The 24,252-nt window shown below is 64.9% G+C and carries 19 protein-coding genes; 11 read left to right on the forward strand and 8 right to left on the reverse strand.

The genetic code is table 11. From position 1 onward, the window contains the following. Positions 1 to 71 precede the first annotated feature (71 nt). From ACTHNZ_RS17870 to ACTHNZ_RS17880, 3 genes are all read right to left on the reverse strand, one after another. A complete protein-coding gene (locus tag ACTHNZ_RS17870; protein WP_440543889.1) occupies positions 72 to 707 on the reverse strand; it encodes a LysE family translocator in 636 nt (211 codons plus the stop codon). 146 nt (positions 708 to 853) lie between these two features. Next, complete coding sequence (locus tag ACTHNZ_RS17875; protein WP_440543890.1) at positions 854 to 1,492, reverse strand: FMN-binding negative transcriptional regulator; 639 nt, start codon at positions 1,490 to 1,492, stop codon at positions 854 to 856. A gap of 153 nt (positions 1,493 to 1,645) precedes the next feature. Continuing rightward, positions 1,646 to 2,866 (reverse strand): polysaccharide pyruvyl transferase family protein, encoded by a 1,221-nt coding sequence (locus ACTHNZ_RS17880; protein ID WP_440543891.1) that lies wholly within the window; start codon positions 2,864 to 2,866, stop codon positions 1,646 to 1,648. A gap of 194 nt (positions 2,867 to 3,060) precedes the next feature. Between ACTHNZ_RS17880 and ACTHNZ_RS17885 the strand changes: the two genes are divergently transcribed. Continuing rightward, a complete protein-coding gene (locus tag ACTHNZ_RS17885; RefSeq protein ID WP_440543892.1) occupies positions 3,061 to 3,588 on the forward strand; it encodes a GNAT family N-acetyltransferase in 528 nt (175 codons plus the stop codon). Positions 3,589 to 3,685: 97 nt separating this feature from the next. Here ACTHNZ_RS17885 and ACTHNZ_RS17890 read toward each other — a convergent pair whose 3' ends face one another. Then, positions 3,686 to 4,558: a cytochrome c oxidase assembly protein gene (locus ACTHNZ_RS17890; protein WP_440543893.1), complete on the reverse strand. Its 873-nt coding sequence runs from the start codon at positions 4,556 to 4,558 to the stop codon at positions 3,686 to 3,688. A gap of 117 nt (positions 4,559 to 4,675) precedes the next feature. Then, on the reverse strand, positions 4,676 to 5,416 hold the full coding sequence (locus tag ACTHNZ_RS17895; RefSeq protein ID WP_440543894.1) for an SCO family protein: 741 nt from the start codon (positions 5,414 to 5,416) through the stop codon (positions 4,676 to 4,678). Between the two features lie 328 nt (positions 5,417 to 5,744). Between ACTHNZ_RS17895 and otsB the strand changes: the two genes are divergently transcribed. Beyond that, positions 5,745 to 6,497, forward strand: coding sequence for a trehalose-phosphatase (otsB, locus tag ACTHNZ_RS17900; RefSeq protein ID WP_440543895.1), 753 nt, complete (start codon positions 5,745 to 5,747; stop codon positions 6,495 to 6,497). After that, the gene (gene otsA / locus ACTHNZ_RS17905; protein ID WP_440543896.1) at positions 6,494 to 7,987 is read left to right on the forward strand and encodes an alpha,alpha-trehalose-phosphate synthase (UDP-forming); all 1,494 of its coding nucleotides are present in this window, start codon (positions 6,494 to 6,496) and stop codon (positions 7,985 to 7,987) included. Before otsB ends, otsA begins: the two co-directional genes overlap by 4 nt. A gap of 7 nt (positions 7,988 to 7,994) precedes the next feature. On the opposite strand, the gene ACTHNZ_RS17910 is transcribed toward otsA, so the two are convergent. Next, the gene (locus ACTHNZ_RS17910; protein ID WP_440543897.1) at positions 7,995 to 9,863 is read right to left on the reverse strand and encodes an ABC transporter ATP-binding protein; all 1,869 of its coding nucleotides are present in this window, start codon (positions 9,861 to 9,863) and stop codon (positions 7,995 to 7,997) included. A gap of 676 nt (positions 9,864 to 10,539) precedes the next feature. Between ACTHNZ_RS17910 and ACTHNZ_RS17915 the strand changes: the two genes are divergently transcribed. The 5 genes from ACTHNZ_RS17915 to uvrA all read left to right on the forward strand — a co-directional run bounded on the left by ACTHNZ_RS17915 (position 10,540) and on the right by uvrA (position 19,954). Then, positions 10,540 to 11,604, forward strand: a complete 1,065-nt coding sequence (locus ACTHNZ_RS17915) for a glycosyltransferase family 4 protein (protein WP_440543898.1) — start codon at positions 10,540 to 10,542, stop codon at positions 11,602 to 11,604. 243 nt (positions 11,605 to 11,847) lie between these two features. Continuing rightward, positions 11,848 to 12,687, forward strand: coding sequence for a hypothetical protein (locus tag ACTHNZ_RS17920; RefSeq protein WP_440543899.1), 840 nt, complete (start codon positions 11,848 to 11,850; stop codon positions 12,685 to 12,687). A gap of 37 nt (positions 12,688 to 12,724) precedes the next feature. After that, positions 12,725 to 13,093 (forward strand): DUF488 domain-containing protein, encoded by a 369-nt coding sequence (locus tag ACTHNZ_RS17925; protein ID WP_440543900.1) that lies wholly within the window; start codon positions 12,725 to 12,727, stop codon positions 13,091 to 13,093. A 43-nt stretch (positions 13,094 to 13,136) separates the two neighbouring features. Next, on the forward strand, positions 13,137 to 13,766 hold the full coding sequence (locus tag ACTHNZ_RS17930) for a uracil-DNA glycosylase family protein (RefSeq protein WP_440543901.1): 630 nt from the start codon (positions 13,137 to 13,139) through the stop codon (positions 13,764 to 13,766). Positions 13,767 to 14,050: 284 nt separating this feature from the next. Continuing rightward, complete coding sequence (gene uvrA / locus ACTHNZ_RS17935; protein ID WP_440543902.1) at positions 14,051 to 19,954, forward strand: excinuclease ABC subunit UvrA; 5,904 nt, start codon at positions 14,051 to 14,053, stop codon at positions 19,952 to 19,954. Between the two features lie 85 nt (positions 19,955 to 20,039). Here the strand turns inward: uvrA and ACTHNZ_RS17940 are convergent, their stop codons facing one another. After that, a complete protein-coding gene (locus ACTHNZ_RS17940) occupies positions 20,040 to 21,308 on the reverse strand; it encodes an MFS transporter (protein ID WP_440543903.1) in 1,269 nt (422 codons plus the stop codon). Positions 21,309 to 21,438: 130 nt separating this feature from the next. Beyond that, positions 21,439 to 22,320 carry a PadR family transcriptional regulator gene (locus ACTHNZ_RS17945; protein WP_440543904.1) on the reverse strand — a complete coding sequence of 294 codons (882 nt, stop codon included), beginning with the start codon at positions 22,318 to 22,320 and terminating at the stop codon, positions 21,439 to 21,441. Positions 22,321 to 22,485: 165 nt separating this feature from the next. Here ACTHNZ_RS17945 and ACTHNZ_RS17950 point away from each other — a divergent pair, with 165 nt between their 5' ends. The 3 genes from ACTHNZ_RS17950 to ACTHNZ_RS17960 form a co-directional block, all read left to right on the forward strand. Next, positions 22,486 to 23,376 carry a manganese catalase family protein gene (locus ACTHNZ_RS17950; RefSeq protein ID WP_440543905.1) on the forward strand — a complete coding sequence of 297 codons (891 nt, stop codon included), beginning with the start codon at positions 22,486 to 22,488 and terminating at the stop codon, positions 23,374 to 23,376. 166 nt (positions 23,377 to 23,542) lie between these two features. Beyond that, positions 23,543 to 24,022, forward strand: coding sequence for a helix-turn-helix transcriptional regulator (locus ACTHNZ_RS17955; protein ID WP_440543906.1), 480 nt, complete (start codon positions 23,543 to 23,545; stop codon positions 24,020 to 24,022). Further along, a partial coding sequence (locus tag ACTHNZ_RS17960) for a nucleotidyl transferase AbiEii/AbiGii toxin family protein (RefSeq protein WP_440543907.1) occupies positions 24,019 to 24,252 on the forward strand: 234 nt, incomplete at its 3' end. The genes ACTHNZ_RS17955 and ACTHNZ_RS17960, both read left to right, overlap by 4 nt.

Consider the following 24,252-nt stretch of genomic DNA (forward strand, 5'->3'; position numbering starts at 1 on the left):
CAGCGCTTGGCCGTATTCCTCGGTCGCCCTCTCGGGGGGCGCGAGTCCCGAATCAAAGCGGAAGCGGGTGCCTACCGGGACGCGCCACCTAACAGCTTGATGCCTGCGATTCCGAAGGCCGCTGCAAGACACCCTTCGAGCGCACGGCGTGCACGCGTATAGACGCGCCGTGCGGAGTCCATCGAAAAGATCAGCGCGTAGCCGCTGAACACACACGTGCCGATGAGGGCGCATCCCGGAATCACCGCGCCGCGCGTCGATCCCGAGCCGTTCGACGCGAGCGCGACGATTGACACCCAGACCAATACGGCCTTCGGATTCGTCAAATGCAGCAAGATCCCTTTTACGTATAGCCCTTTGAAGGTTGCGGCGCGATCGGACTTCTCTGGTGCGGCAACGGAAGCGAACAGTGCTGTGCGTCCCGATTTGTAGGCGAGCCAAAGGAGATAGAGGCCACCGAAGAGTTTGATCGCGACGATGAACTGCGAATACGCGATCAGGGCCGCTGAGATGCCCACCGTCGCAATCGTCGCCCAAAACATCGACCCCGAAATAACGCCGGTTGCAAACGCCAACGCGGCCTTTCGGCCGTGGTTGGCCGCGATCGACATGATCGCGAGGTTGCTCGGCCCGGGACTTGCCGTGCCGACGAAATAGGCCGCGTAGGCGAGCAGCAGATTTGCCGAGAGGAACGTGTTGCCGGACATCGGGGCCTCGAGGTGGTGTGAGCGTCGTGCGATTGTTGCTGATCGTGCGCTGTCCGCCATGATCAGTTGCTCGGTATTCGACCGGGCCAGTTGCGTGAACGCTTGGTTCGGTGCGGGCGAATGCTCGGTTCCCTTCCTGAGCTTCCTCAGTTGCGCTTGCGGGCGGCTTCCGCGAGCATCGCGTCGCCGATCTGAAACTGCTCGCGTGCGCGCAGCGCCTCCCCGGCGCCTTGGATGTCGCGGGCTTCTTTGTTCTGGCCTAGCTTGCTCTTGCCGACCAATCGCGTCACGTCGATGTGCAGACCGACGATCGATTTGAGCAGCGTATCGATATAGTCGCTCGGCGCGTCGCTCATCTTCCACGGCTGGGGCTCGGACGCTTCGTGCGCGCGTGTCAGTCGCGCCACCACGCCGCGGACGTATTTTTCGTCGTCGTGAATCGTCATGCGTCCGTACGCATGCACGACGATGTAATTCCATGTCGGCACCTGCCGATGGGCCTCGTGCTTGCTCGGATACCAGTTGGGCGAGATGTAGGCGTCTCCCGCACGAAACACGACGAGCACCTCGTCGCCGTTCGCGACGTCTTGCCATACCGGATTGGCGCGAGCGACATGCGCACGCAGCACACCGAATTCGCCTTCCTCCGCCGCCAGTTCGAACGGAATGTGGTTGGCGTCGAGCCCGCTTTTGCCGTGCGTGACCAGCGTGCCGAACGGATGTTGCGCGATGTGCGCGTGCAGCACTTCTTTGCGAGGTTCGTTGAAATCGGCGGGTATGTACATGGGGGTTCCACAAGTGGGTGGCCGTATCGAAAATCGACGGCTTATGTTAGGGCCTGCAGGCATTGTGCTGGAAAACCGCCTTATCCTGCAGGCCCAATTTCGACTGCGCCGTCGCATCAGTCTCCCTATGGCCTCCGATGAGGCGCGGCGATATCAGCGCAACCGCCCCGCAACGGCCGGGAAGCCGGCCTGATATTCGCTCACGAGTGCGCTCGCGATGCGCTGCAGCTTTTCCTGCTCGAGGCGCAGCGCATTCTCGACGCCTCGTATGATCTGGTTGACGCTGACCTCGCCGGGTACGTCCGCGTCTTCCCAGGTGCTTGCGAACTCCGTTTGCTTGCTTTGATTCGTGAGGCGCGCGGGATGGCGGATGTTGACGCGCGGTAGCGCGAACGCCGCCGCGACGATTCGGCCGTGGAGACTGCTGCCGCAATAAGCGCGGCTATTCGCGATGAGCGCACAGATATCCCAGATGTGCGGGGAGGTCATGATGTATGCCGATTGCGTGCGCATGAGTTGCCGCGTCCGCTCATAGATCTCCACGGTGTCATGCCACGGGGCGATGCCGGCGCAAAAGAAGACGACGCCGAGGCCATGCTGCGCTGCGACGATATCCAGTTGCACGGCGATTTCGTCGAGCGTTCGGTCATCGCCGAAATCCGCGCTGAACTGTACGGCGAGGTAGCCGTTCGGGCACGCATCGCGTAGGGCGGAGAAGGCTTCGCAGGCCGCGCGATCGCGAATGACGTCGCCGAACAATTCGGCGACCATGACCGCGGGATCGGGCAGCAGCCGCGTCGCGACACCTGCGATGTCGAGCCGGCGTTGCGTGAATGCGTCGCGCACGGAGATGTGGTCGGCATGGCGAAGCGCATCGGCGACTTCCGCGAACATGATCGGATCGAGCTGCTCGAGGTCGACGCCGCCCACGGCGTTGAAAAGGATGCGGCGTGCGGCCGGGCAGTGCGCTTTCGATAAAACGTAAGGCGCGCGCGCATGCACCCCTAGATGCAGTTGCGCCCATTCGGCAGGCTTTTGCGCCCAAGCGGGGTACTCGTTGATCATTGCTTCGACCTGATCGGCAGGCGCGAGCATGATGGCGGCTTCCCAAGCATCGCACGTTAGGAGTTCGCCGCCGGCGTGAACGATGTCGATCGTTTGATCGCCGTACGACGCGGCTAGCGTCGAAATCGCTTCCACGAAATGGCCGCCGTAGGGGCGCAAATCGCGTTCGCGCAAACCGGCGAACCGCAGCGGCCGGTTCGGCAGCATTTTGGTGAGCACGTGCGCAATGAGCATGTCGCCGAAATTGTGTCGATCGAATGCGCCGAAGACGATTGTTTCGGGGCGAGTATCGTTTGTCGCTTCTGTCATGGGCTTTTCTCTCAGGTTCGGCACGCCCGGTGCAGGCGTGCGATGCATGGTGAAGACCATGCTACGCGCCGAAGCCCTGGTTCACGATTCGACCGAACGGCTAATCGCCTGCGGGTCGTTGGATTTGACCGGCGCCTAGCATTTGCCGGTCACTCGCGGGATAATCGTCCGGCACCCCATTCGCAAATTTGCCCATGACCGACTCCGCCCGCGACTCGCACGAATCTCTTGAATGGCGTTGGAAGCCTTTTACCGACCTCACGGCGCTCGAAGTGTATGACATGCTCGAGGCGCGCAATGCCGTATTCGTCGTGGAGCAGCAGTGTATCTATAACGATGTCGACGGACTAGATAAAGACGCGTGGCATTTACTCGCTTATTCGCGCACGGCGAATAAGCGAGTGCCGGACGCCGGCGGTGGCGCCGGCCAGGCAGACCATCCCTCGCTGGCCGGCTACTTGCGCGTGTTGCTGCCCGATGCATCGGACGGCGACATCCGCATCGGCCGCGTATTGACGGTGTCCGAGTTTCGCCGCATCGGATTGGGCAGCTCGATGCTCGAGCAGGCGCTCAAGCATATCGTGGCGCAATGGCCCCATGCGGCGATCAAGCTCCATGCGCAGGCGCATCTGCAAATGTTCTACGGTGCTTTCGGCTTCGAGCCGATTTCGGAAGTCCATGACGAGGACGGCATCCCTCACGTCTGGATGCGCTCCGCCTGAGCCGCCTTCTTGCCGACGGATGGCGGGTAGCCCGATTAGCCCATAGCCGGATGCCGCGGCCGGCTCCCGCTCCCGCGCTAGAGAAAACCGAACGCCGTCAGTGCGCCTGCGCGGCCGCCGGCGTTTGGCCCCGGGCCGGCAACTGCCGCCGCTCCTCGATCCGGCGTTCGCGTGCAGACAGCCGCATCCAGTGCCGTAACGCGATCAGCGCGCCGAGCACGCTCATCATCGAGCCGGGAATCCAAAGCAGCAATCCGCCGATCTGCTGATCGCGAATCGGGCTGATCCAGGTGAATGCACGCCCGCAGATCGAGTAGATCGGGTAGAGCTCGCGCGGCGTGAAGAAGATGAGCGCGCCGAGCACGATTTGCGGCGGGATGGCGGCGATGACGATCATGATTCGCCGCCCCGGCGCCAGCCGCGCAGGCGGTGCCGGCCGCGGATCGAGCACGAGCCACCAGAACAGCAGGCCGTCCACGACCATGCTCCAGTTCATGATTCGATAGAGCCGCCAATCGAGCATCGCCTTGAAGTGGATCGGCGAAAGCAGCCAAAAGTAGATCAAGCCCACGAACAGCAAGACGGCGACGATAGGGTGGAACACGATGTCGAACACGGCGCGCATCGGCTTCGTCTTGACGGCAGGACCGATGAAACGCCGGCGCCAGCTGAACGGGATGCCCGCGCGCAGCGCGGCGCCCGGATACGACCACGCGATGAAGAACGGTCCGAGATGATGGAGCACGAGATGCTGCAAGCGATGCATGAAGAACTCGTGCTCGAAGTAGTAATCGAGCCGCGTGTGCAAGGCGATATAGAGGGAGACGAGCCCGAACCAGAACGATATCTGGCGCAGGAGCGATACGCGCGCGTGGCGCACGCCGCGCACGTACAGTACCGCCGCCGTGAGCACGGCGATTACCACCGTCGGCGACGGTTCCCACGGATCGAGCCAGTAAAGCACATTCATCGCGAATTTCGACTTGTTTCGCCGTGCCCGGCGTTTTGGCGGCGGACGGCGCATCGAGCGTTGCGCCGTCCGAGCGTTTCAGTTTGCGGGGCCGCGGCCCCATGCCCCGACAATGCCTCAAGCACCTTGTTCGATCACACGCTGCAGATCGTGCGCGATCGCATCGGGCGAATCACCGCTCGTCGCGAGCAGCCGCGCCCGGCCTTCGCGATCGAAGATGTAGACGGCGGAGCTGTGCGTGACCTCGTAACTGCCGTTCGGATCGCGCTTTTCCATCTGATACGCGACACGATAGCGCTTCGCGAGCGATTCCACCTGCGCGTCGGTACCTGTCAGGCCTCGAATGTGCTGAGCGTCGAACGCCGTGACATAGGCATGCAGCGCTTGCGGCGTGTCGCGTGCCGGATCGACGGAAATGAACAAGATGCGCACTTGCTTGGCGTCCGCCGCGGGCAGCTTCTCGAGCACCTGCATGAGACGGGCCATCGTTTCCGGGCAGACATCGGGGCAATGGGTGTAGCCGAAATAGACGAGCGTCGTCTCGCCGCGAAACGCCGAAGCCGTGACGCTTTGCCCCGTGTCCGCCGTCAGCGTGAACGCGAGATCGGGAAGGTGACCGGTTACGTCAGTCAATTGCCAATGGCCATCGTCATGCGTGCAGCCGGCCACGAGCGCGGCGCAGGCAAGAGCGGCCAGCGCGCGCAGAATTCGGCGGGCCGCCGGCTCGAAGTGCGATGACGAAACGCGGCGCGCGCAGGCGGCGGCGTTGGGTGCGGCCTCGTCGAAGGCGGACGAAGCGGCGGCGAAGCAAGCCGGTTCGCCTGGCGGCGGCCCGACGCGGGGAACACTTTGCGGCATGCGGGACTCGTAGAAATGCACCTGCGCCGCGGCTCCGCCCTCGCGGGGCAGCGCCGGCTCGGCGGCTGCGAGGCAGGGACTATAGCGCAAATACCTTACCGTTACCGTGCACGCAGCCCATGCAGGGCAATGCAGGGGCAATATGTCGCAGGGTTTCGCGAGAACCAGGCAAGATACGGGGTAGGCACCGCGTCGGCGTCAGCGCTCGGCGTCTTCGTTTTTCGAGGCGCTCTCGCTCGAAATGGCAGCATAGGCGCGGTAAGATGCGCAAACTTTTCCGGTTTTGCTCGGCTTGAACGCCGGCAGGGCCGCTACGCGAACCAAGCTGATGCAATCTTTACCGGCTTTTTTGCCTCTCCACGAGACGGCATTTTTCTTCGACTTCGACGGCACGCTCGTCGAACTCGCCCCGACGCCTGATGGTGTCGTCGTATCGACAGGAGTCGCCGATGCCCTCGCGCAATTGCGGCGCTTGACGCGCGGCGCGGTGGCCGTCGTGTCCGGGCGAGGCATTGACAGCATCGACGGCTTTCTCGCCATGCCCGACTTGCCCGTTGCGGGCCTGCACGGCGCTGAGCGGCGCGACGCGAGCGGCGATACGGTCCGGCTCGGCTTCAACGACGAGAGGCTGCTCCGCATGGAACGCGTGCTGGCCGAACTCGTCAAGGCTCACCCGGGCACGCTGCTCGAGATCAAAGGCGCCGCGCTCGCGCTGCACTATCGCAACGCGCCGCTGGCCGAAACGGTAGCGCGCGAGGCGACGCAGCGTCTCGTCGACGAGCACCCGGATGCCTACGTGCTGCAGCCGGGCAAAATGGTCTACGAAATCAAGCCGAAGAACGTCGACAAGGGCCGCGCGGTGGCAGCATTCCTAGACGAGCCGCCGTTCGCCGGCAGAACGCCGGTCTTCGCGGGAGACGATTTGACCGACGAGAAGGGCTTCGCGGTCGTCAACGAGCGCGGCGGCCTGTCGATCAAGGTCGGCGCGGGCGATACGTCGGCGCGCGCGCGCGCCGATTCGGTCGGCGCATTCGTGGACTGGCTCGCGCGCATCGTCGCCGAGGGGCAGCGTACCTCATGAGCCGCCTCATCATCGTTTCGAACCGGGTCGCGCCGATCTCGGAAGGCGGCCCGGCCGCAGGCGGTTTGGCCGTCGGCGTGTACGACGCGCTCAAGGAAACGGGCGGCATGTGGTTCGGCTGGAGCGGGGAGGTAGTCTCGTCGGGGCAGCCTCAACTGCAACTCGTCGAGCAAGGCCCCGTCACGTTCGCCACGATCGGCCTCGCGCGGCGCGACTACGATCAGTATTACCGCGGTTTTTCGAACGCGACGCTGTGGCCGGCGTTCCATTACCGCGCCGATATGATCCAGTACGACGGTCATGACTTCGAAGGCTATTGGCGCGTCAACACCTGGCTCGCGCAACAACTCGTGCCGCTGCTGCGCGCCGACGACGTCATCTGGGTGCACGACTATCACCTGATTCCGTTCGCGCAAGCGTTGCGTGCGGCGGGGGTGACGAACCGCATCGGCTTTTTTCTGCATATCCCGTTTCCGGCTGCGCAGGTGCTGCTGGCCGTGCCGCCGCATCGTGCGCTCGTCGAGGCGCTGTGCTCGTTCGACTTGCTCGGTTTTCAGACGCAAGCGGACGTGCGCGCGTTTTGCGACTACGTCGTGCACGAGGCCGGCGGAGTGATCGAAACTGGGCGGCCGGGCGGGGCGTTCGTTGCCGGCGCGCCGGCGTGCGTGCGTGCATTCGGGCGCTCGCTGCGCGCGTCGGCGTATCCGATCGGCGTCTACCCCGACGAAATCGCTCAGCTTGCGAAGGCAGGGGCGCGCGGCAAGTCGGTGCGCACGATGCGCCAGACGCTGCACGATCGCAAGCTCATCATGAGCGTCGACCGGCTCGATTACTCGAAGGGCCTCGTGGAGCGTTTCCGTGCGTTCGAGCGGCTGCTCGATCAGGTGCCGGCGTGCCGCAACAACGTCTCGTTCGTCCAGATCGCTCCGCCGACGCGTGCCGACATGCACGCCTATCAAGACATCCGATTGCGGCTCGAGTCGGAACTGGGGCGGATCAACGGCCGCTTCGCCGAACTCGACTGGACGCCGATCCGCTACATCCACCGGCAGTACGAGCGGACGGTGCTCGCCGCGCTGTTCCGTCAATCGCACGTCGGCTACGTGACGCCGTTGCGCGACGGCATGAATCTCGTCGCGAAGGAGTACGTGTCCGCGCAAGATCCCGACGATCCCGGCGTGCTGGTGCTGTCGCGCTTCGCCGGCGCGGCCGACGAGTTGACGGGCGCGCTGATCGTCAATCCCATCGATATCGACGGCATGGCGCAGGCGCTCGCTCAGGCGCTGTCGATGCCGCTCGCCGAGCGGCGCGCGCGCTATCGCGACATGATCGCGCAATTGCGCAACAACAACGTTTCCGTGTGGCGCGACACGTTCTTGCGCGACCTGGCGCAAAGCAACGCGCAGCCGCCGCCGGCCGCTGCCGACATGCCAAGGACGACCGGCGGGCAAGGGCGCGCCAAGGCCACGCGCAAACGCGTCGCCGCGTGAGCCGAATTCAAGCGACGTGCTCGTCGACCTTGCGCCCGCCTGGATGCAGCAGCATCGCCTTGCCGTGCTGTTTGGCCAGCAGGTCGCGATAGATGCCGGGCCGGTTGCGTAGCGCTTCGGGCGTGCCGTCGTCGATGACCTTGCCCGAACTCATGACGATGATGCGGTCGAAGTTCTGCAGCGTCGAAAGGCGGTGCGCGATGGCGATGACGGTGCGGCCCACCATCAACCGGTCGAGCGCTTGCTGGATCGCTTCTTCCGACGCACTGTCGAGCGCCGACGTGGCTTCGTCGAGCAGCAGGATCGGCGCGTTCTTCAAGATGGCGCGCGCGATCGCGATCCGTTGCCGCTGGCCGCCCGACAGCTTCACGCCGCGATCGCCGACGATCGTGTCGAAGCCATCGGGCATCGCTTCGATGAAATCGGTGCAGCGCGCCTCGCGCGCCGCCGCATGCACTTCCTCGCGGCTCGCATCGGGCCGGCCGTAAGCGATGTTCTCGTAGACGGTTCGATGAAACAGCGCGATGTCCTGCGGGACGAGCGCGATGGCGTGGCGCAGGCTGTCTTGCGTGATCGTGCCGATGTCTTGGCCGTCGATCTTGATCGAGCCGGCTTGCGTTTCGTAAAAGCGTTGCAACAGCGCCAGCACGGTCGATTTTCCGGCCCCCGATTTGCCGACGAGTCCCACGCGCTGTCCCGCTTCGATATGCAGATCGAAATGATCGAGGATCGGCTTGCGGCGCGGGTAGGCGAACGTCACGCCCTCGAAGTCGACGCGGCCGCCGTGCGTCACGAGCGGCACGGCGCCTTCGCGGTCGGGCATGCCGTGCGGTTCGAGCAGCGTTTTGACGGCTTCCGCGAGCCGGGCGATGTGCTGAGTGACGTCGACGAGCGCGACGGCCAAATCACGCGTGCCGTGCAGGATCGTGAAACCGAGCGAACTCGTGAGCACGATGTCGCCGGACGTCGCGCGCCCCTGTGTCCAAAGCCACAGCGCCCAGCCGAGCAGTCCGGCCGACAGCACCGCCGTGATGGCGGCGTGCAGGAGCCGAAGCCGCTCGAGATAGAGCAGGCTTTGCTGCCGCGCGTCCATTTCGGCCTGGACCGTTTCGCCGAAGCGCCGATGCTCGCGAAACGTCATGCCGAAGGCGCGCACGAGGGCCATGTTGCCGATGACGTCGACGAGCTCACCGTCGACCGCCGCCGCTTTCGAGGCGAACTTGTGATGTCGCGACGAGCCGCGCCCGGCGAGCTTGAACAACACGAGGGCCAGCACGGCGGAGCAGCCGAGAAGGCAGCCGGCCATGACCGGGTTGACGGTGACGATCATGACGATCGCACCGATCACGGCGATGCACGGTGGCAGGACGTTCCAGGCCATCGTGTTCTCGGACGTGTAGACGGCGTTCGACGTGGCCGTGATGCGGCTGGCCAGCGTACCGGGCTGGCGTTCCGAAAAGTACGTCGGCGCGTGGCCGGTCAAGTACTGAAATAGGTCGCGCCGCAGGTCGCCCGTCACGTTGACGAACGCGTGCGCCGCGACCCAGCCGCCGATGCGCCAGAGCAGGTTGTCGGCCGCGATGAGGCCGACGAGGATCGCGAACGCCGCCCACAGCGGGCCCGGGTGGCCCCGGCCCATGCCGAGCACGTCGATCAGATGCTTGATCGCGTATTGCGAGGCGAGCGCGCAGCCGACGGCCGCGAAAACACTCGCCAAGACGATCGCGTGCGCGACGGGGTGGCGCCGGATGTAACTGAGCAGGAACGCCAGGGGACGATCGGCATAGCCCGAAAGCCTGGCGTTGCGAGCGTTACGCTCGGCGACGGTCAAATGTTCCAATTGTGGTTCGTGCGAGGCACGCGAAGCGAGTGTCATCAAAAGCATAGTCTGCGTGGGGCGTACCGGCAGCCAATCTCGAGCAATAACGAGATAGTGCGGCACGCCGCCATTGTAAACATCCGCGGAACATCCCCGGGGCTTCACGACGAGCGTTGGATGGGCACAACGCACAGTGCCGGTTGCGGCGGCGCATCGTTCACGCCCGACGCAGCAAGTTCGGTGCGCGTTTCAGAACGAAAGGTTGACCGAAGCTAACCGTAATTTTCCGATACAATAGCCGGTTATGTCCAAATGCCCCGGGGATTGTGGTATTTGGGGCTGGATAGAGGACTGGGACGGCGGGATGGCACCCGGTTCGACCCGGCTTCGGCCTACTTTAGGTGGGCTGCGGGCCGCCGTGTCGGTCGAAATGTATCCGGCGTGTAACAACGTAAAGAGTTTGAAATCTCCCGCGGCGCAGCATGAAACGGGTTGGATAATCGATCCGGGTTTGCCCTAGGAGAATGTGACGGGTGCCGTCAACGGTTGGGCGAGCCGTGCGTTTAACGACATGTGGCGCGTAGCCCCCGACCGATCGTACGGTGTCGTCGACGAAGAAGGGCGAATCGCACCGTCCCGAAGGGGCGGATACTGCCGCCTGATGCAGAAGCGGGCGATTCGCTTCCGACAACGTCAACTTGTTTGCCTGAATTTTTACTAGGAGTTCATCACTATGCGGATCGCTCAAATCGCTCCTTTGCATGAGGCGGTTCCTCCGAAGCTCTACGGCGGAACGGAGCGCGTGGTGTCGTACCTGACGGAAGCGCTCGTCGAACTCGGCCACGACGTGACGCTTTTCGCGAGCGGCGATTCGAAGACGTCAGCGAAGCTCGAAGCGTTCTGGCCCCAAGCCCTGCGCCTCGACCCGTCGATCCGCGATACGATGGCTCCCCACATGCTGCTGCTCGAGGAAGTGCGCCGCCGCGCCGACGAATTCGACGTGCTGCATTTCCACATCGACTACTACCCGTTCTCGCTGTTCTCGCGCCAGCCGGTTCCGTATTTGACGACGCTGCACGGCCGCCTCGACCTGCCGGAACTGCAGCCGATCTTCAATACGTTCAACGAGGTGCCGGTCGTCTCGATTTCGGACAACCAGCGTATGCCGCTGCCGCAGGCGAACTGGCTCTCCACCGTCTATCACGGCCTGCCCGAGAATCTGCTCACGCCGCGTAAGGACGTCGAGCCGAGCTACCTTGCGTTCCTCGGCCGCATCTCGCCTGAAAAGCGCGTGGACACGGCCATCCGCATCGCCGAAAAGGCCGGCATGAAGATCAAGATCGCGGCGAAGCTCGACAAGGCCGATCGCGCGTACTACGAAGAGCAGATCAAACCGCTGTTCGCGCTGCCGCACGTCGAATACATCGGTGAAATCAGCGAATCCGAGAAGGCCGAATTCCTCGGCGGCGCTCACGCGTTGCTGTTCCCGATCGACTGGCCGGAGCCGTTCGGTCTCGTCATGATCGAAGCAATGGCTTGCGGCACGCCCGTGATCGCCTTCAAGCGCGGTTCGGTGCCGGAAGTCATCGAGAACGGCGTGTCGGGCTTCGTCGTCGAAGACGAACTGTCGGCCGTCGCCGCCGTCAAGCGCCTGTCCTCGCTGCCGCGCGCAACCGTGCGCAAAGCGTTCGAAGAGCGCTTCACGTCGAAGGTCATGGCGCAGAACTACCTCGCGTCGTACGAGAACCTGCTGCGCAAGCAGCGCCGCACGGTGCTGCGCGAAGTCGCCGCCGGTTGAGCGGCAGCGCCGCGCGGTTGCCGCGCGCCGGCTGCTCGCGAGACGTCCCGCGCGTTCGTTCACGCCCCGCTTGCTTCACGGCAGGCGGGGCGTGTCGTTTGTGTCTTCGGTAAGGCGATTTTCCGCATCTTGATGCAATCCGTTCATTGCGATGCAACGAAGGCGAGAAAGACGGCCTCTGAATCCCTATAATGCTGCTGCCGCGAAAACGGCGGCAACGACGAATGACCTTAGGAGAGCGTCTTGGCGAGAGCGACCCCCACGCGAGCAGAACCGGCACCCGGTGCCGGCACGATGTTCACGCTGCGCGCCATCGGTCTCGTTCTGCTGGCGCGCTGGCTCTACTCGATGGCGCAAATGGGCTATGGCGAATCGCTGTCGGCCATGGCGTCCTCGCCGTGGGCATCGATCAATGGTGTTTTCCTGTTTCTGCTGATCGTGCTGCCCGGCGCTCGAGCACGCGCGGAACGGCCATTCCATCCGTTGCCGCAGTGGCTGCGGCAGGCGCTGCGGCTGTTCGCGTTCCTCTGCTTGTTGTTCGCTGTCTGGTCGATCGGCGTCTTCGTTTGGGCCGCGGGCGGCAGGCGCACCGTCAATGCGATCGCCGAGACGAACGGCTGGCTCGTCGCCGCGCCGGCCCTATATGCGGCGGTTCTATGGATTTGCCGTCCGCGCGCGCTGTGGCGCACGAATGCCGCCGCGCGGCGTTTCGCGATCGGCCGATATGCCGTCTCGCTCGACGCCGCAACCCGAACCGTCGTCGTTTGGGTGGAAAGCCGCAAGCTGGGTCAATACGATGCGCGCGAGTTGTCCGTCAAATGGCCGGTCGCATCGGCGATCGAACGCGAGCGCCCGACCGTGCCGGCTGCGGTGACCGCTGACGGCACGGCGTCGGGTGCTGGGCGTCACGGGGCCGCCGCGTGGCGCGCGCACGGGTGGGCACGGCGTTCGCAGGTGGAATTGTTGTGGGACTCGCCGGCTGCCGTCGGTCACAACCGGCAGACGGTTTTTCGGGCAACGCTCGCGACGGAGGGCGATCGCACTTCCGCGCACGCGCTCGACGCGACGCTGCGGCAAGTCTGATCGGCGCCGAGGTATGTCCGGCGCGAGGAGGAGCATCATGAAACACCCTCGAATCGGGATCGCCCGCGCTTACGACACACTCGGATCGGGCGGTCCTCCCCGGTTTCTCGTGGATCGCATGTGGCCGCGCGGGGTCACCAAGGACGCGCTCGGCATCGAAGCCTGGCTGCGCGACGTCGCGCCGAGCACAGAGCTACGGCGCTGGTTCGGGCACGATCCGGAGCGCTGGGACGAATTTCGCGAGCGCTACTGGGCCGAGCTCGACGCCAACCTGGCCGCCTGGCAGCCGCTCGTCGATGCGGCCAAGCATGGACCGATCATGCTGCTGTTCGGCGCGCGCGATCGCGAGCACAATCAGGCCGTCGTGCTGCGCGACTACCTCATGCGCAAACTCGCGCGTCATTGATCATCGATATCCGGATCCCGTTCGTCTTCATTACGCTTTACCGATGTCGTCTTCCTCCTCTTCGTCCGTTCACCGGCTGCAGTCGCTGCTGACGGAAATCCGCGCCTGCCGAGCGTGCGCGGCGCATTTGCCGCACGGCCCGCGGCCTGTCTTGCAGGTTGGGCGCGCGGCACGCGTGCTCGTCGTCGGCCAAGCGCCGGGTGCGCGGGTGCACGCCTCGGGCATCCCCTGGGACGACAAGAGCGGCGAGCGACTGCGCGCGTGGATGGGCATCGGTCCCGAGCGTTTTTACGATCCCGATAGCGTCGCGCTCGTGCCGATGGGCTATTGCTACCCAGGGCGGGGTACGTCCGGCGATTTGCCGCCCCGGCGCGAATGCGCCGAGCTCTGGCTCGAGCGCGTCCTCGGCGAAATGCCGCACATCGAGCTGACACTCCTCGTCGGGGCTTATGCGCAGCAGCGCTTCTTGGGCAACGCACGCCGAGCGAGCTTGACCGAGACCGTCGCCGGATGGCGCGACTACGGCCCGGCGCGCATGCCCCTGCCGCATCCGTCGCCGCGCAATCAGGGCTGGTTCAAGCACCATCCGTGGTTCGAGCGCGAATTGCTGCCCGTGCTGAAAGCCAGGGTAGCGAAGGCACTGTCCGACGAGCGGATCGAGACGACTCTCTAAACGTTCTGTCGCCGCCGCCGACAACGGAGGAGGCGGGTACGACGTGGGGCTGCGTGCATCAGCGTGTATTTTCGTCAGTGGCTGTCATCAATTTACCTGTTCCGCGCCGATCAATCGGGGTCGATCCACACGCCAGCGGGCGGTTGGCCGAACAAAGCGCATGCGCCCGCGCGCAGGCCGGCCAACTCCGCCGGGCAGGACTATCATTGCACCCCTGGCGCGCTTTCTTATCTCAAAACGACGGCGCGCATCGTTCGAAATAGCGCGTACAAAGGACACGTCCCATGACTTCCGGCGTCATCCGCATTCGCGGAGCTCGTCAACACAATCTCAAAAACATCGATCTCGACCTGCGCACAGGCGAGATGGCAGTCGTTACGGGGCCCTCGGGTTCAGGCAAATCGAGTCTCGTGTTCGATACGCTGTATGCCGAGGGGCAGCGCCGCTACGTCGAGACGTTCAGCGCTTATGCGCGGCAGTTTCTCGATCGGATGGACCGCCCTCAGGTGGACCGTGTAGACGGTGTGCCGCCCGCCATTGCGATCGACCAGACGAACCCGGTCCGCAGCTCGCGCTCGACCGTCGGCACGATGACGGAGCTGAACGATCACCTCAAGCTGCTCTTCGCCCGTGCCGCTCAACTCTTCGATAAAGCGACGGCCGAGCCCGTGCGTCACGACACGCCCGAGACGATCTATGCCGAGCTCGTGGCGCGCACGGCCGAACTCGACGAGCGGCTCGCCGTCACGTTCCCGGTCGAGCTGCCCGATACCGCGAGTCCCGACGAAGTGGGGCAGTGGCTGTCCGCCAGCGGCTACACGCGCGTGCAGGCCGAACGTGAAGTGACGACGCCGGCTGGTACGCGCAAGATTCTCGACGTCGTGGCCGACCGCTTTCGCCTGAGCAAAACGGACAAGGCGCGCGTGGTCGAGGCCATCGAGGCGTCGCTCAAGCGCGGGGCCGGCCGCGTGAACGTCTACGTGCTGCCCGATGGCGATGGCGGCGGCGATGCGGGAAGCCGAGCGCCGCGCATCTGGCGTTTCTCGACGGGCCTGCACTGCCCCGAGAGCGATCTGCGCTACGCCGATCCGCAGCCGGGCCTGTTTTCGTTCAACTCGGCTTATGGCGCGTGCGACGCATGCCGCGGCTTCGGCCGCGTGATCGGCGTCGATCTCGGGCTCGTCGTCCCCGACGCGCGCAAGACGCTCGCGGGCGGGGCGATCAAGCCGATGCAAACGCCGGCTTGGAAGGAGTGCCAGGACGATTTGATGCGCTATGCGGCGCGCGCACGCATCCGCACGACGACGCCTTGGGCCGAGTTGACCGACGACGAGCGCGACTGGGTCATCAACGGCTCGCCCGACTGGAATGGCGAATGGCAGCGCGAGTGGTACGGCGTGCGCCGCTTTTTCAGCTATCTCGAGTCCAAAGCGTACAAGATGCACATTCGCGTGCTCTTGTCGAAGTACCGCAGCTACACGCCGTGCGAGACGTGCGGCGGCGCGCGGCTGAAGACGGAATCGCTGCTCTGGCGCCTGGGCACGAAGGACAACGCCGACGCCGTGCTCGCTCCGAGCGCGCGTTTCATGCCGCGCGGCGTGAGTTGGACGCGCGCGCAAGTCGAAGCGCTACCCGGGCTGACCGTGCACGACTTGATGCTGATGCCGATCGGGCGCATCCGCCGATTCTTCGACGAGATCACGCTGCCTAGCGCATTGCTCGACGACGCGTTGAAGTTGCTGGTCGCCGAGGTGCGCACGCGGCTGCGCTACCTCAGCGACGTCGGCCTGGGCTACCTGACGCTCGACCGCCAAAGCCGCACGCTTTCGGGCGGCGAAGTGCAGCGGATCAATCTCACGACGGCGCTGGGTACGTCGCTCACGAAAACGTTGTTCGTGCTCGACGAGCCGAGCATCGGGCTGCATCCGCGCGATCTCGATCGGATCGTCGAAGCGATGCGGCGCCTGCGCGATGCGGGCAATACACTGGTCGTCGTCGAGCACGATCCTTCGGTGATGCTGGCCGCCGACCGTCTCATCGACATGGGGCCTGGGCCCGGCGAGCGCGGCGGCTCGATCGTCTTCGACGGCACGCCGGCCGACATCCGCTCGGCGCCGACGCTGACGGGCGAATATCTGGGCGCCCGCCGGCGCGTGGCCGACGCGGCGCATTGGGCTCTGCGGCCGGTCGATGCGCAAACCCCGCGGCTCGTCCTCGAGGGCGCGAGCGAACACAATTTGCGCGCGGTCACGGTCGAGATTCCGCTCGCGCGGCTCGTCTGTGTGACGGGTGTGTCGGGCTCGGGCAAGTCGACGCTGATCCAAGACGTGCTCAACCCCGCACTGGCTCGCTTCCTCGGGCGTGCAACCGAAGCGCCGGGCGAGCACCGCGGCTTGATCGGTGCCGATTTGATCGCGGACGCCGTGTTCGTCGACCAATCGCCGATCGGCAAGACCGCGCGCTCGAATCCGGCAAGCTACGTCGGTGCATTCGACGAAATCCGCAAACTGTTCGCCAAAGCGCCGCTTGCTTTGCAACGCGGCTACGCGGCCGGCACTTTCAGCTTCAACTCGGGCGATGGACGTTGCCCTACGTGCGGCGGCTCGGGCTTCGAGCACGTCGAAATGCAATTCCTGTCCGACGTCTACTTACGCTGCCCCGATTGCGATGGGCGCCGCTATCGCGCCGAAGTGCTGGAAGTGACCATCGAGCGCGGCGAGCGTGGCTTGTCTATCGCCGACGTGCTGGAGCTCACCGTCAGCGAGGCCGTGAGCTTATTCGCCGACGATGCCGACGTGCTGCGCGTGCTGCAGCCGATCGTCGATGTCGGGCTCGAGTACGTGAAGCTGGGGCAGCCCGTGCCGACGCTGTCGGGTGGCGAGGCGCAGCGGCTCAAGCTGGCGGGCTTTCTTGCCGAGACGAGCGGCAAGATCGGTGCCGAGCAAACGCCCGGTGGCCGCTTGTTCATGTTCGACGAGCCGACGACGGGCCTGCACTTCGACGACATCGCCAAACTGATGCGCGCGTTCGGCAAGCTGCTGGCGCGCGGCCATTCGCTGATCGTGATCGAGCATAACCTCGACGTCATTCGCGCGGCCGACTGGATCATCGACCTCGGCCCCGAGGGCGGCGACGAAGGCGGGCTCATCGTCGCCGTCGGCGCGCCTGACGACATCAAGGCGTGCGAAGCATCGCACACGGGACGCGCGCTCACGCAGTACGACGCAACGCTCGGCGCCGGCGAAGCGCACGAGGCCGCCGCCGGCGTGCCGCTGCAGTCGGCGCTCGCCGCGGCGCGTGCGCGCCGTGCGGTCGAGGGCGACGACGTCGTGCGCATCGTCAACGCGCGCGAGCACAACCTCAAGAGCCTGAACGTCGATATCCCGCACGGCAAATTCAACGTCGTCACGGGCGTATCGGGCTCCGGCAAATCGACGCTCGCGTTCGACATCCTCTTCCATGAAGGCCAACGTCGTTATCTGGAATCGCTGAATGCCTACGCGCGCTCGATCGTGCAGCCGGCAGGAAGGCCCGAAGTCGACGCTGTCTACGGCATTCCGCCGACCGTGGCAATCGAGCAGCGCCTGTCGCGTGGCGGCCGCAAGAGCACCGTGGCCACGACGTCCGAGGTCTGGCATTTTCTGCGGCTGCTCTACGTGAAGCTCGGCATTCAGCACTGCGTGCACGACGGCACGCCGGTCAAGCCCCAGAGTGCGGAGTCGATCGCGGCGCAACTGCTGCGCGATTATGCCGGCGAGCACGTCGGCTTTTTCGCGCCGCTCGTCGTGAACCGCAAAGGCGTCTACACCGATCTCGCGAAATGGGCGAAGGCGCGCGGCCATACGCATTTGCGCGTCGACGGCGAATTCCTGCCTGTCGACCCGTGGCCGAAGCTCGAGCGCTTCCGCGAGCATACGATCGAGTTGCCGGTCGCCGATCTCGTCATCTCGGCCGACAACGAGGCCGAGCTGCGCCGCGCGCTCGATGCGACGCTCGAGCTCGGCAAAGGCATCGTGCATCTATTGGCGCCGCTCGACGGCTTGGCCGATGCGTTGGCGGCCAAGCGATCGACGATCGGCATCGGCGAGATGGCGGTGCTTTCCGTCAAGCGCGCATGTCCAGCCTGCGGAACGAGCTACCCCGAACTCGACCCGCGCATGTTTTCCTACAACAGCAAGCACGGGTGGTGCACGAGCTGCGTCGGCACCGGGCTTGCGCTCACGCGCGAGCAGCGCGCGGCCTACGACGATACGGTCTTGGTTGCCGATGACGGCCGGGGCCGCGAGCAGACATTGCCGTCCGAGGAGCAGGAAATCGAGGGCGTCGGCGACACGCCGTGCCCCGATTGCGGCGGCACGCGGTTGAACGAAGCCGCGCGCGCCGTACAGTTCGACGGCCGTTCGATCGTCGATGTCGGACGATGGACCGTCTCGGATACGCGCGCATGGGTCGACACGATCTCGCTGTCGGGACGCGACGCGCAGATCGCGCGTGACGTCATCAGCGAGATCGCGAGCCGGTTGCGCTTCCTAGAGGAGGTGGGGCTCGGCTACTTGAGCCTCGATCGCGCCGCGCCGAGCCTCTCGGGCGGCGAAGCGCAACGAATCCGCCTAGCCGCGCAGCTCGGCAGCAACTTGCAGGGGGTGTGCTACGTGCTCGACGAACCGACGATCGGGCTGCATCCGCGCGACAACCGGATCTTGCTCGACGCGCTGCATCAGCTCGGCGAGAAGGGCAACACGCTCGTTGTCGTCGAACACGATGAAGACACGATTCGCCGTGCCGACCACATCATCGACGTGGGCCCGGGCGCCGGCAAGCGCGGCGGCCGGCTCGTGGCCGAGGGCGGCGTGAGCGACCTCGCGGCGCATGCCGATTCGCTGACGGGGCAATTCCTCGCGCGGCCGATCATTCATCCGCTTCAGCCGCGCCGCGAAGTGCGTCCCGAGGGCAAGGGGAGCCTGCCCGCGGTACCTGAACCCGAACGATGGCTGACGGTGCATGGGGCATCGCTGCACAACCTGCGCGACGTGACGGCGCGGATTCCGCTTGCGCGGCTCGTCGCCGTGACGGGCGTATCGGGCTCGGGCAAGTCGACGCTCGCCCGCGACGTGTTGATGACGAACCTGCTCGACGCCGTCGGGCGCTCGGTGCTGTCGTCGCCGGCGACGCGCCGTGCGCGCCGCTCCGCACAGGCGGACGACGCGGCATCGGCCAAGCCGCGCGCTCAGCCGAGCCGTCGCGCGACCTCGAGCGCGACGCGCGCGCCGCTGCAGGTCACGCACAACTGGCAGGGGTGCGAGTCGGTCACGGGCTTCGAGGCGATCGATCGCGTGCTCGAAGTCGATCAAACGCCGATCGGCAAAACGCCGCGGTCGTGCCCGGCTACCTATATCGGTTTGTGGGACACGATTCGCAAGCTCTTCGCCGAGACGCTCGAGGCGAGGGCGCGCGGCTATGCCGCCTCGCGTTTCTCGTTCAATACCGGCGACGGGCGATGCCCTGCCTGCGAAGGGCAGGGCGTGCGCACGATCGGCATGAGCTTCTTGCCCGACGTGAAAGTCGCGTGCGATGTCTGCCACGGCCAGCGCTTCAACCCGGAAACGCTTGCCGTGACCTGGCGCGGCAAGAACATCGGCGATGTGTTGACGATGGAGATCGACGAGGCCGTCGAATTCTTCGCGCCGATGCCGAGCATCGCGCATCCGTTGCAACTGATGAAGGACGTGGGCCTCGGCTATCTGACGCTGGGGCAGCCCTCGCCGACGCTATCGGGCGGGGAGGCGCAGCGGATCAAGCTCGTGACGGAACTGGCGAAGGTGCGGGACGACGTGACGCGGCGCGGGCAGAAGGCGCCGCATACGCTCTATGTGCTCGACGAACCGACGGTGGGCCTGCACATGGCCGACGTCGCGCGCCTGATTCGCGTGCTGCATCGGCTCGTGGACGCGGGGCACAGCGTGATCGTCATCGAACATGATCTCGACGTGATCGCCGAAGCCGATTGGATCATCGATTTGGGCCCGGAAGGCGGGGCCGGCGGTGGGACGATCGTGGCGGCGGCCGATCCCGAGACGTTGTCACGCGTGCGCGAGAGCCATACGGGGCAAGCATTGGTGCCGGTGCTGGCGCGTGGCGCCGGCGAGCCGGCCAAGAACGCAGCGGGCGAAGGACGGCGCAGCGCGTGAACGAACGCATTCGCCGATCCGTCCGGTGATGAATCCCGGGGCGATGCGACACGCAACATCGTGCATCGGCCCGGGCCTACCCGCTTTACGCCTCGCCGGCCAGTTCGGGCGTGGGCGAGGGCGCGCTGGGCGCGGCTGCTGCAGCGGGGGGCGCCGCGCCTCGCACGTATCCCACCCAAACGATCGCGATCGACGCCAATGCGACCGACACCCATCCGTTGAGACCATAGCCGACGAGATGTCCCCCGGCGTCGGTGGACAGCATCGAACCGCCCAGCCATGCACCGCAGCCCGTTCCGAGCGACTGCAGTGCGCCGTTGGCGCTGAGGAATGCGCCGCGGTGCTGCGGCTCGGGTACTGTCGTCAGGATGGCTTGCATCGGCACGATCCGTCCCGACGAAATGATCATGAAGAGCGCGAACCCGGGCACCATGATCCAGAACGGCACGTTGGGCAAGTGCGTGACGATCAGCACGGGCGCGAGCGCCAAGACGCCGAAAACGCGAAACACGACGCGATGCCCGATGCGATCCGCGAGCCTGCCGATGGCGCGCGACGTGAAGAACGTGGCGGCGCCGCCCGCCATGTAAAGCCACGAGATACGGCCGGGAGCCACGCCGTGATTCGCGACGAGCATCGGCGAGATGAACGGGATCACGAGCATGTGCGCGAGCATGATCAGGAACGTCAACGCAAAGGCTCGGACGTGACGCGGATAGGTCAACAACCGTGCGAGCCTCGGCAGCGTTTCGGCTAGCGGCGGACGTTGCCGCGACAGGTGCTCGGAGAGCGGCGGCACGATGCGCGAGGTGGCCACCGCGATCGTGACCGTAAGCGCCGCCAGCAGCCAAAACGGTGCGGACCAATGAAAGTACGCGCCGAGCACCACGCCGGCCGGCACGCCCGCGATCGCGGCCATCGAGAATCCCGTCATGATGACGCCCGTTGCGGCGCCGCGCCGTTCGACGGGGACGACGTCGGCGACGATCGCCATGACGCCCGCACCGAGGACACCGCCCGTGATGCCGGCGAACGCACGGCTCGCCAGCAACAGCGGATAGCTGGTTGCGCAGGCGCAGATCACGTTCGATACCGCGAACAGCAGATACGCGGCGAGGAGCAGCTTACGGCGATCGAAGCGATCGATATAGGTGGCGGCCAGCAAGGCCGAGAGTCCCGAGCACCACGAGTAGGCCGACACAGCCGCCGCGAACTGGGCAGGCGAGATGTCGAAGGCGGTCATGATTTGTGGCCCGAGCGGCATCATCACCATGAAATCCATGATGAGCGTGAACTGCACGAGCGCGAGCAGCCATATCAGACGCCGCTCGCGAGATTGAGGCATGGCATACATCGTTATTCGAATCCTTGTCGACGTGCCGTTGGCCGAACGGCGGCGTGAATTGCGGGTTGAATCACGGGTTGAATCACGGCGGCCAAAATGGACCGCCATGGGTCTTCTGACGTGCGAGCGGGCGCGCGCGTTACACCCCGGCTTCTTGCGCTGCCGGGCCGGCGGCCGGCTTGCCCTCGATTTCCGCGGCGGCGCGCAGCAGGATTTCCGCGACGCGCTGCTGTTCGTTTTCGTCGGCATCGATACGGCGCAGCAGCGCCAGCTTCAGCGTGTACTTCGCTTGGCGCAGCTTCGGATGCCAACGCGCCTCGCGGCCGCCTTCATCGTCGTCCTCCGCCGTATAGGCGCGCCGCATCGACTCCATCTTGTGTGCGACGAAGCTGAGCTTGGCGAGGATCATGTCGACCTGATCTTGATTCGCGGCCAAATGCTCGCGGCCGGCATCCGAGATCTCGTAGCGTTTGCGGTTGCTTTCCTGTTGAACGGTGACGAAGCCCAGTTCCTCAAGATAGGTCAACGCAGGGTAGACCATGCCGGGGCTCGGTGCATAGAAACCGTTCGAGCGGGTTTCGAGGGCCTTGATCAACTCATAGCCGTGGCGCGGCGCTTCGGCGATGAGCGCGAGCAGCATCAACTGCAGGTCGTCACCGCTGAATTTGCGGCCGCGCATGAAGTTGTCGTCGTCGCCGTATCCGTGATCGCCGCGTCCGCCCCAGAAGGGACCGCCGCCGCCGTGGCGATGCCGTTGCCGCCCGATGGCATGCCAGAGTTCGAGGAGGAACGAAGGCTCGCCCCGGCGCGCGTGGCGACTGCCGCCGTGGCCGCGGTCATGGTCGTGATGATGAAAAGCCAAAGCCTCACCGGCAGCACCACCGGCTCCCTCACGGCGGCGGCCGTACCAATGCCCATAGTCGGGACCCGCTTCGCCGGCGGGCGCGTGAGCATGCCCGTGCCCGCGGGCACGCATGTGGAATCCGAATTCGCGTGCGAAGTCGTCGAAACGGTGTCGCATGGGATCGCTCCGAAAAAGTGAGTGTGTATCTAAAGATATATATCTAAAGATACAAAGTCAAGCGCCGAGCTTCGGAGGAAACGGCTGCGATGGTGGTCGCGGGAATGGTCGTTGCGGACGGAGGCGAGCGGCATATCGATCATTCACGACCGGAAAGGGGGTCTCATGTTCGTCCACAACAAGCGGTTGCAGTACACGGTTCGAGTCGGCCAGACCGATCCGGGGCTGGCAAATCTTCTGCTGGAGCAGTTCGGCGGGCCGCAAGGAGAACTGGCGGCTGCGATGCGTTATTTCACGCAGGCGATCACCGAAGAAGATCCCGGCCGCAAGGACATGCTGTTCGACATTGCGACCGAGGAGCTCAGTCACTTGGAGATCATCGGATCGATCGTCGCCATGCTCAATCGCGGCGCGAAGGGCGAGTTGGCGGAGGCGGTCGATGCACAGGCCGACCTCTATCGGAAGCTGAACGGCGCCGGTAACGACAGCCACGTCACGCAAGTGCTCTATGGCGCTGGAGCGCCGCTGACGAATTCGGCCGGCGTGCCTTGGAGCGCGGCGTATATCGACACGATCGGCGAGCCGACGGCGGATTTGCGGTCGAACATCGCGGCCGAGGCGCGCGCGAAGATCATCTACGAGCGGCTCATCAACGTATCGGACGATCCCGGTGTGCGCGAAGCGCTGGGCTTCTTGATGACGCGCGAGGTGTCGCACCAGAAGTCGTTCGAGAAGGCGCTGTATGCGATCACGGCGAACTTCCCGCCGGGCAAGCTTGCGCCGGAAGCCGAGTACGCGGATGCGTACTTCAAGATGTCGCATGGGGCGCCGCCGGAGCGGGGGCCGTGGAATGAGGGGCGCGGGTTGAGACTCGTCGAGGATCCGCCGATTCCGGTTGACGGCGGTGACGGATCGGCGGCGGTGCAGTTGACCGAGAAAGAGCGCACGACGCTCGACGAGATGAAGCGGCGGTTGAAGTCGGATCGAACGCATGACCCGGAGACGGGGGCCGAACTCGGAGAAGGCGAGCCGGGGGCGGATGGGTTGGTGGAGTAGATGAGAGACGGCGGGCGGTGAGAGGTGCGTGTCTGCCCGCTCAGCCCTTCGGGGACCGGGGGGAACTCGACTCAGGGATGGCGTGTGCGCAGCCACGTCCATTTCTCGCATCTTGATGTAAAATATATTTTACATTCATGGAGTGCATCGAGAGGCAAAAAACATCATGCAGCTATACGAGATCGGTCAAGCCATCGCTAAACGGAGGGTCGAACTCGATCTGACCCAGGCGCAACTGGCCAAGCTCGCTGGCTTATCGCGTGCCACGATCAATCAGCTTGAAGCCGGTAAGGTCAAGGACCTCGGCGTAAATAGGCTGATTCCCCTTCTGAGCGTCCTCGGAATCGAGTTGACGGCACAGCCGCGGCCTGAGCAGCGCGGTCTCTACAAGGCAACGGTCAGCTCGAATGTGAGTTACAAGGGGCGTCTGACGGAGCGCCAATTGGAAAGCGCGCTTGCAACGGGGCGGATCCCCGAAGGGTGCGAGTCGCAACTATCAGCCTTTCTCGACGAAGTCCCGGTGCCCGTTATTGTCAAGGCGGCCGAAGAGGCAGCCAGAAGTTCCGGTACGCCGTTAAGAACGATCTGGCAGCATTTGGCCGCGTGGTCTCGGGAACTGCATGCATATCGGGAGGTTTGGGCATGAGCGCGCCCTTGTCGTTACCCGGCGGCCCGTGGCGCGACCTCTTTCGTCAAGCACTGACGCTGATTGACGAAATCCGGACATACGGCACAGCCAATCCGTTTTGGACGTTTGGCGGTGGCACCGTGCTCATGCTTCGTTACGGCCATCGCATGAGCAAGGATATCGATATTTTTGTCCCGAATCCCCAATATCTTGGGTATGTGAATCCCCGTATCAATGAAACGGCGTCG

It is taken from the genome of Trinickia sp. (genome assembly GCF_051953955.1).
Lineage (GTDB): Bacteria > Pseudomonadota > Gammaproteobacteria > Burkholderiales > Burkholderiaceae > Trinickia.

Coding starts and splice junctions, on each gene's coding strand:
- ACTHNZ_RS17870 (WP_440543889.1), bottom strand. CDS start 707: ATGTCCGGCAACACGTTCCTCTCGGCAAATCTGCTGCTCGCCTACGCG.
- ACTHNZ_RS17875 (WP_440543890.1), bottom strand. CDS start 1,492: ATGTACATACCCGCCGATTTCAACGAACCTCGCAAAGAAGTGCTGCAC.
- ACTHNZ_RS17880 (WP_440543891.1), bottom strand. CDS start 2,866: ATGACAGAAGCGACAAACGATACTCGCCCCGAAACAATCGTCTTCGGC.
- ACTHNZ_RS17885 (WP_440543892.1), top strand. CDS start 3,061: ATGACCGACTCCGCCCGCGACTCGCACGAATCTCTTGAATGGCGTTGG.
- ACTHNZ_RS17890 (WP_440543893.1), bottom strand. CDS start 4,558: ATGAATGTGCTTTACTGGCTCGATCCGTGGGAACCGTCGCCGACGGTG.
- ACTHNZ_RS17895 (WP_440543894.1), bottom strand. CDS start 5,416: ATGCCGCAAAGTGTTCCCCGCGTCGGGCCGCCGCCAGGCGAACCGGCT.
- otsB (WP_440543895.1), top strand. CDS start 5,745: ATGCAATCTTTACCGGCTTTTTTGCCTCTCCACGAGACGGCATTTTTC.
- otsA (WP_440543896.1), top strand. CDS start 6,494: ATGAGCCGCCTCATCATCGTTTCGAACCGGGTCGCGCCGATCTCGGAA.
- ACTHNZ_RS17910 (WP_440543897.1), bottom strand. CDS start 9,863: ATGACACTCGCTTCGCGTGCCTCGCACGAACCACAATTGGAACATTTG.
- ACTHNZ_RS17915 (WP_440543898.1), top strand. CDS start 10,540: ATGCGGATCGCTCAAATCGCTCCTTTGCATGAGGCGGTTCCTCCGAAG.
- ACTHNZ_RS17925 (WP_440543900.1), top strand. CDS start 12,725: ATGAAACACCCTCGAATCGGGATCGCCCGCGCTTACGACACACTCGGA.
- ACTHNZ_RS17930 (WP_440543901.1), top strand. CDS start 13,137: ATGTCGTCTTCCTCCTCTTCGTCCGTTCACCGGCTGCAGTCGCTGCTG.
- uvrA (WP_440543902.1), top strand. CDS start 14,051: ATGACTTCCGGCGTCATCCGCATTCGCGGAGCTCGTCAACACAATCTC.
- ACTHNZ_RS17940 (WP_440543903.1), bottom strand. CDS start 21,308: ATGTATGCCATGCCTCAATCTCGCGAGCGGCGTCTGATATGGCTGCTC.
- ACTHNZ_RS17945 (WP_440543904.1), bottom strand. CDS start 22,320: ATGCGACACCGTTTCGACGACTTCGCACGCGAATTCGGATTCCACATG.
- ACTHNZ_RS17950 (WP_440543905.1), top strand. CDS start 22,486: ATGTTCGTCCACAACAAGCGGTTGCAGTACACGGTTCGAGTCGGCCAG.
- ACTHNZ_RS17955 (WP_440543906.1), top strand. CDS start 23,543: ATGCAGCTATACGAGATCGGTCAAGCCATCGCTAAACGGAGGGTCGAA.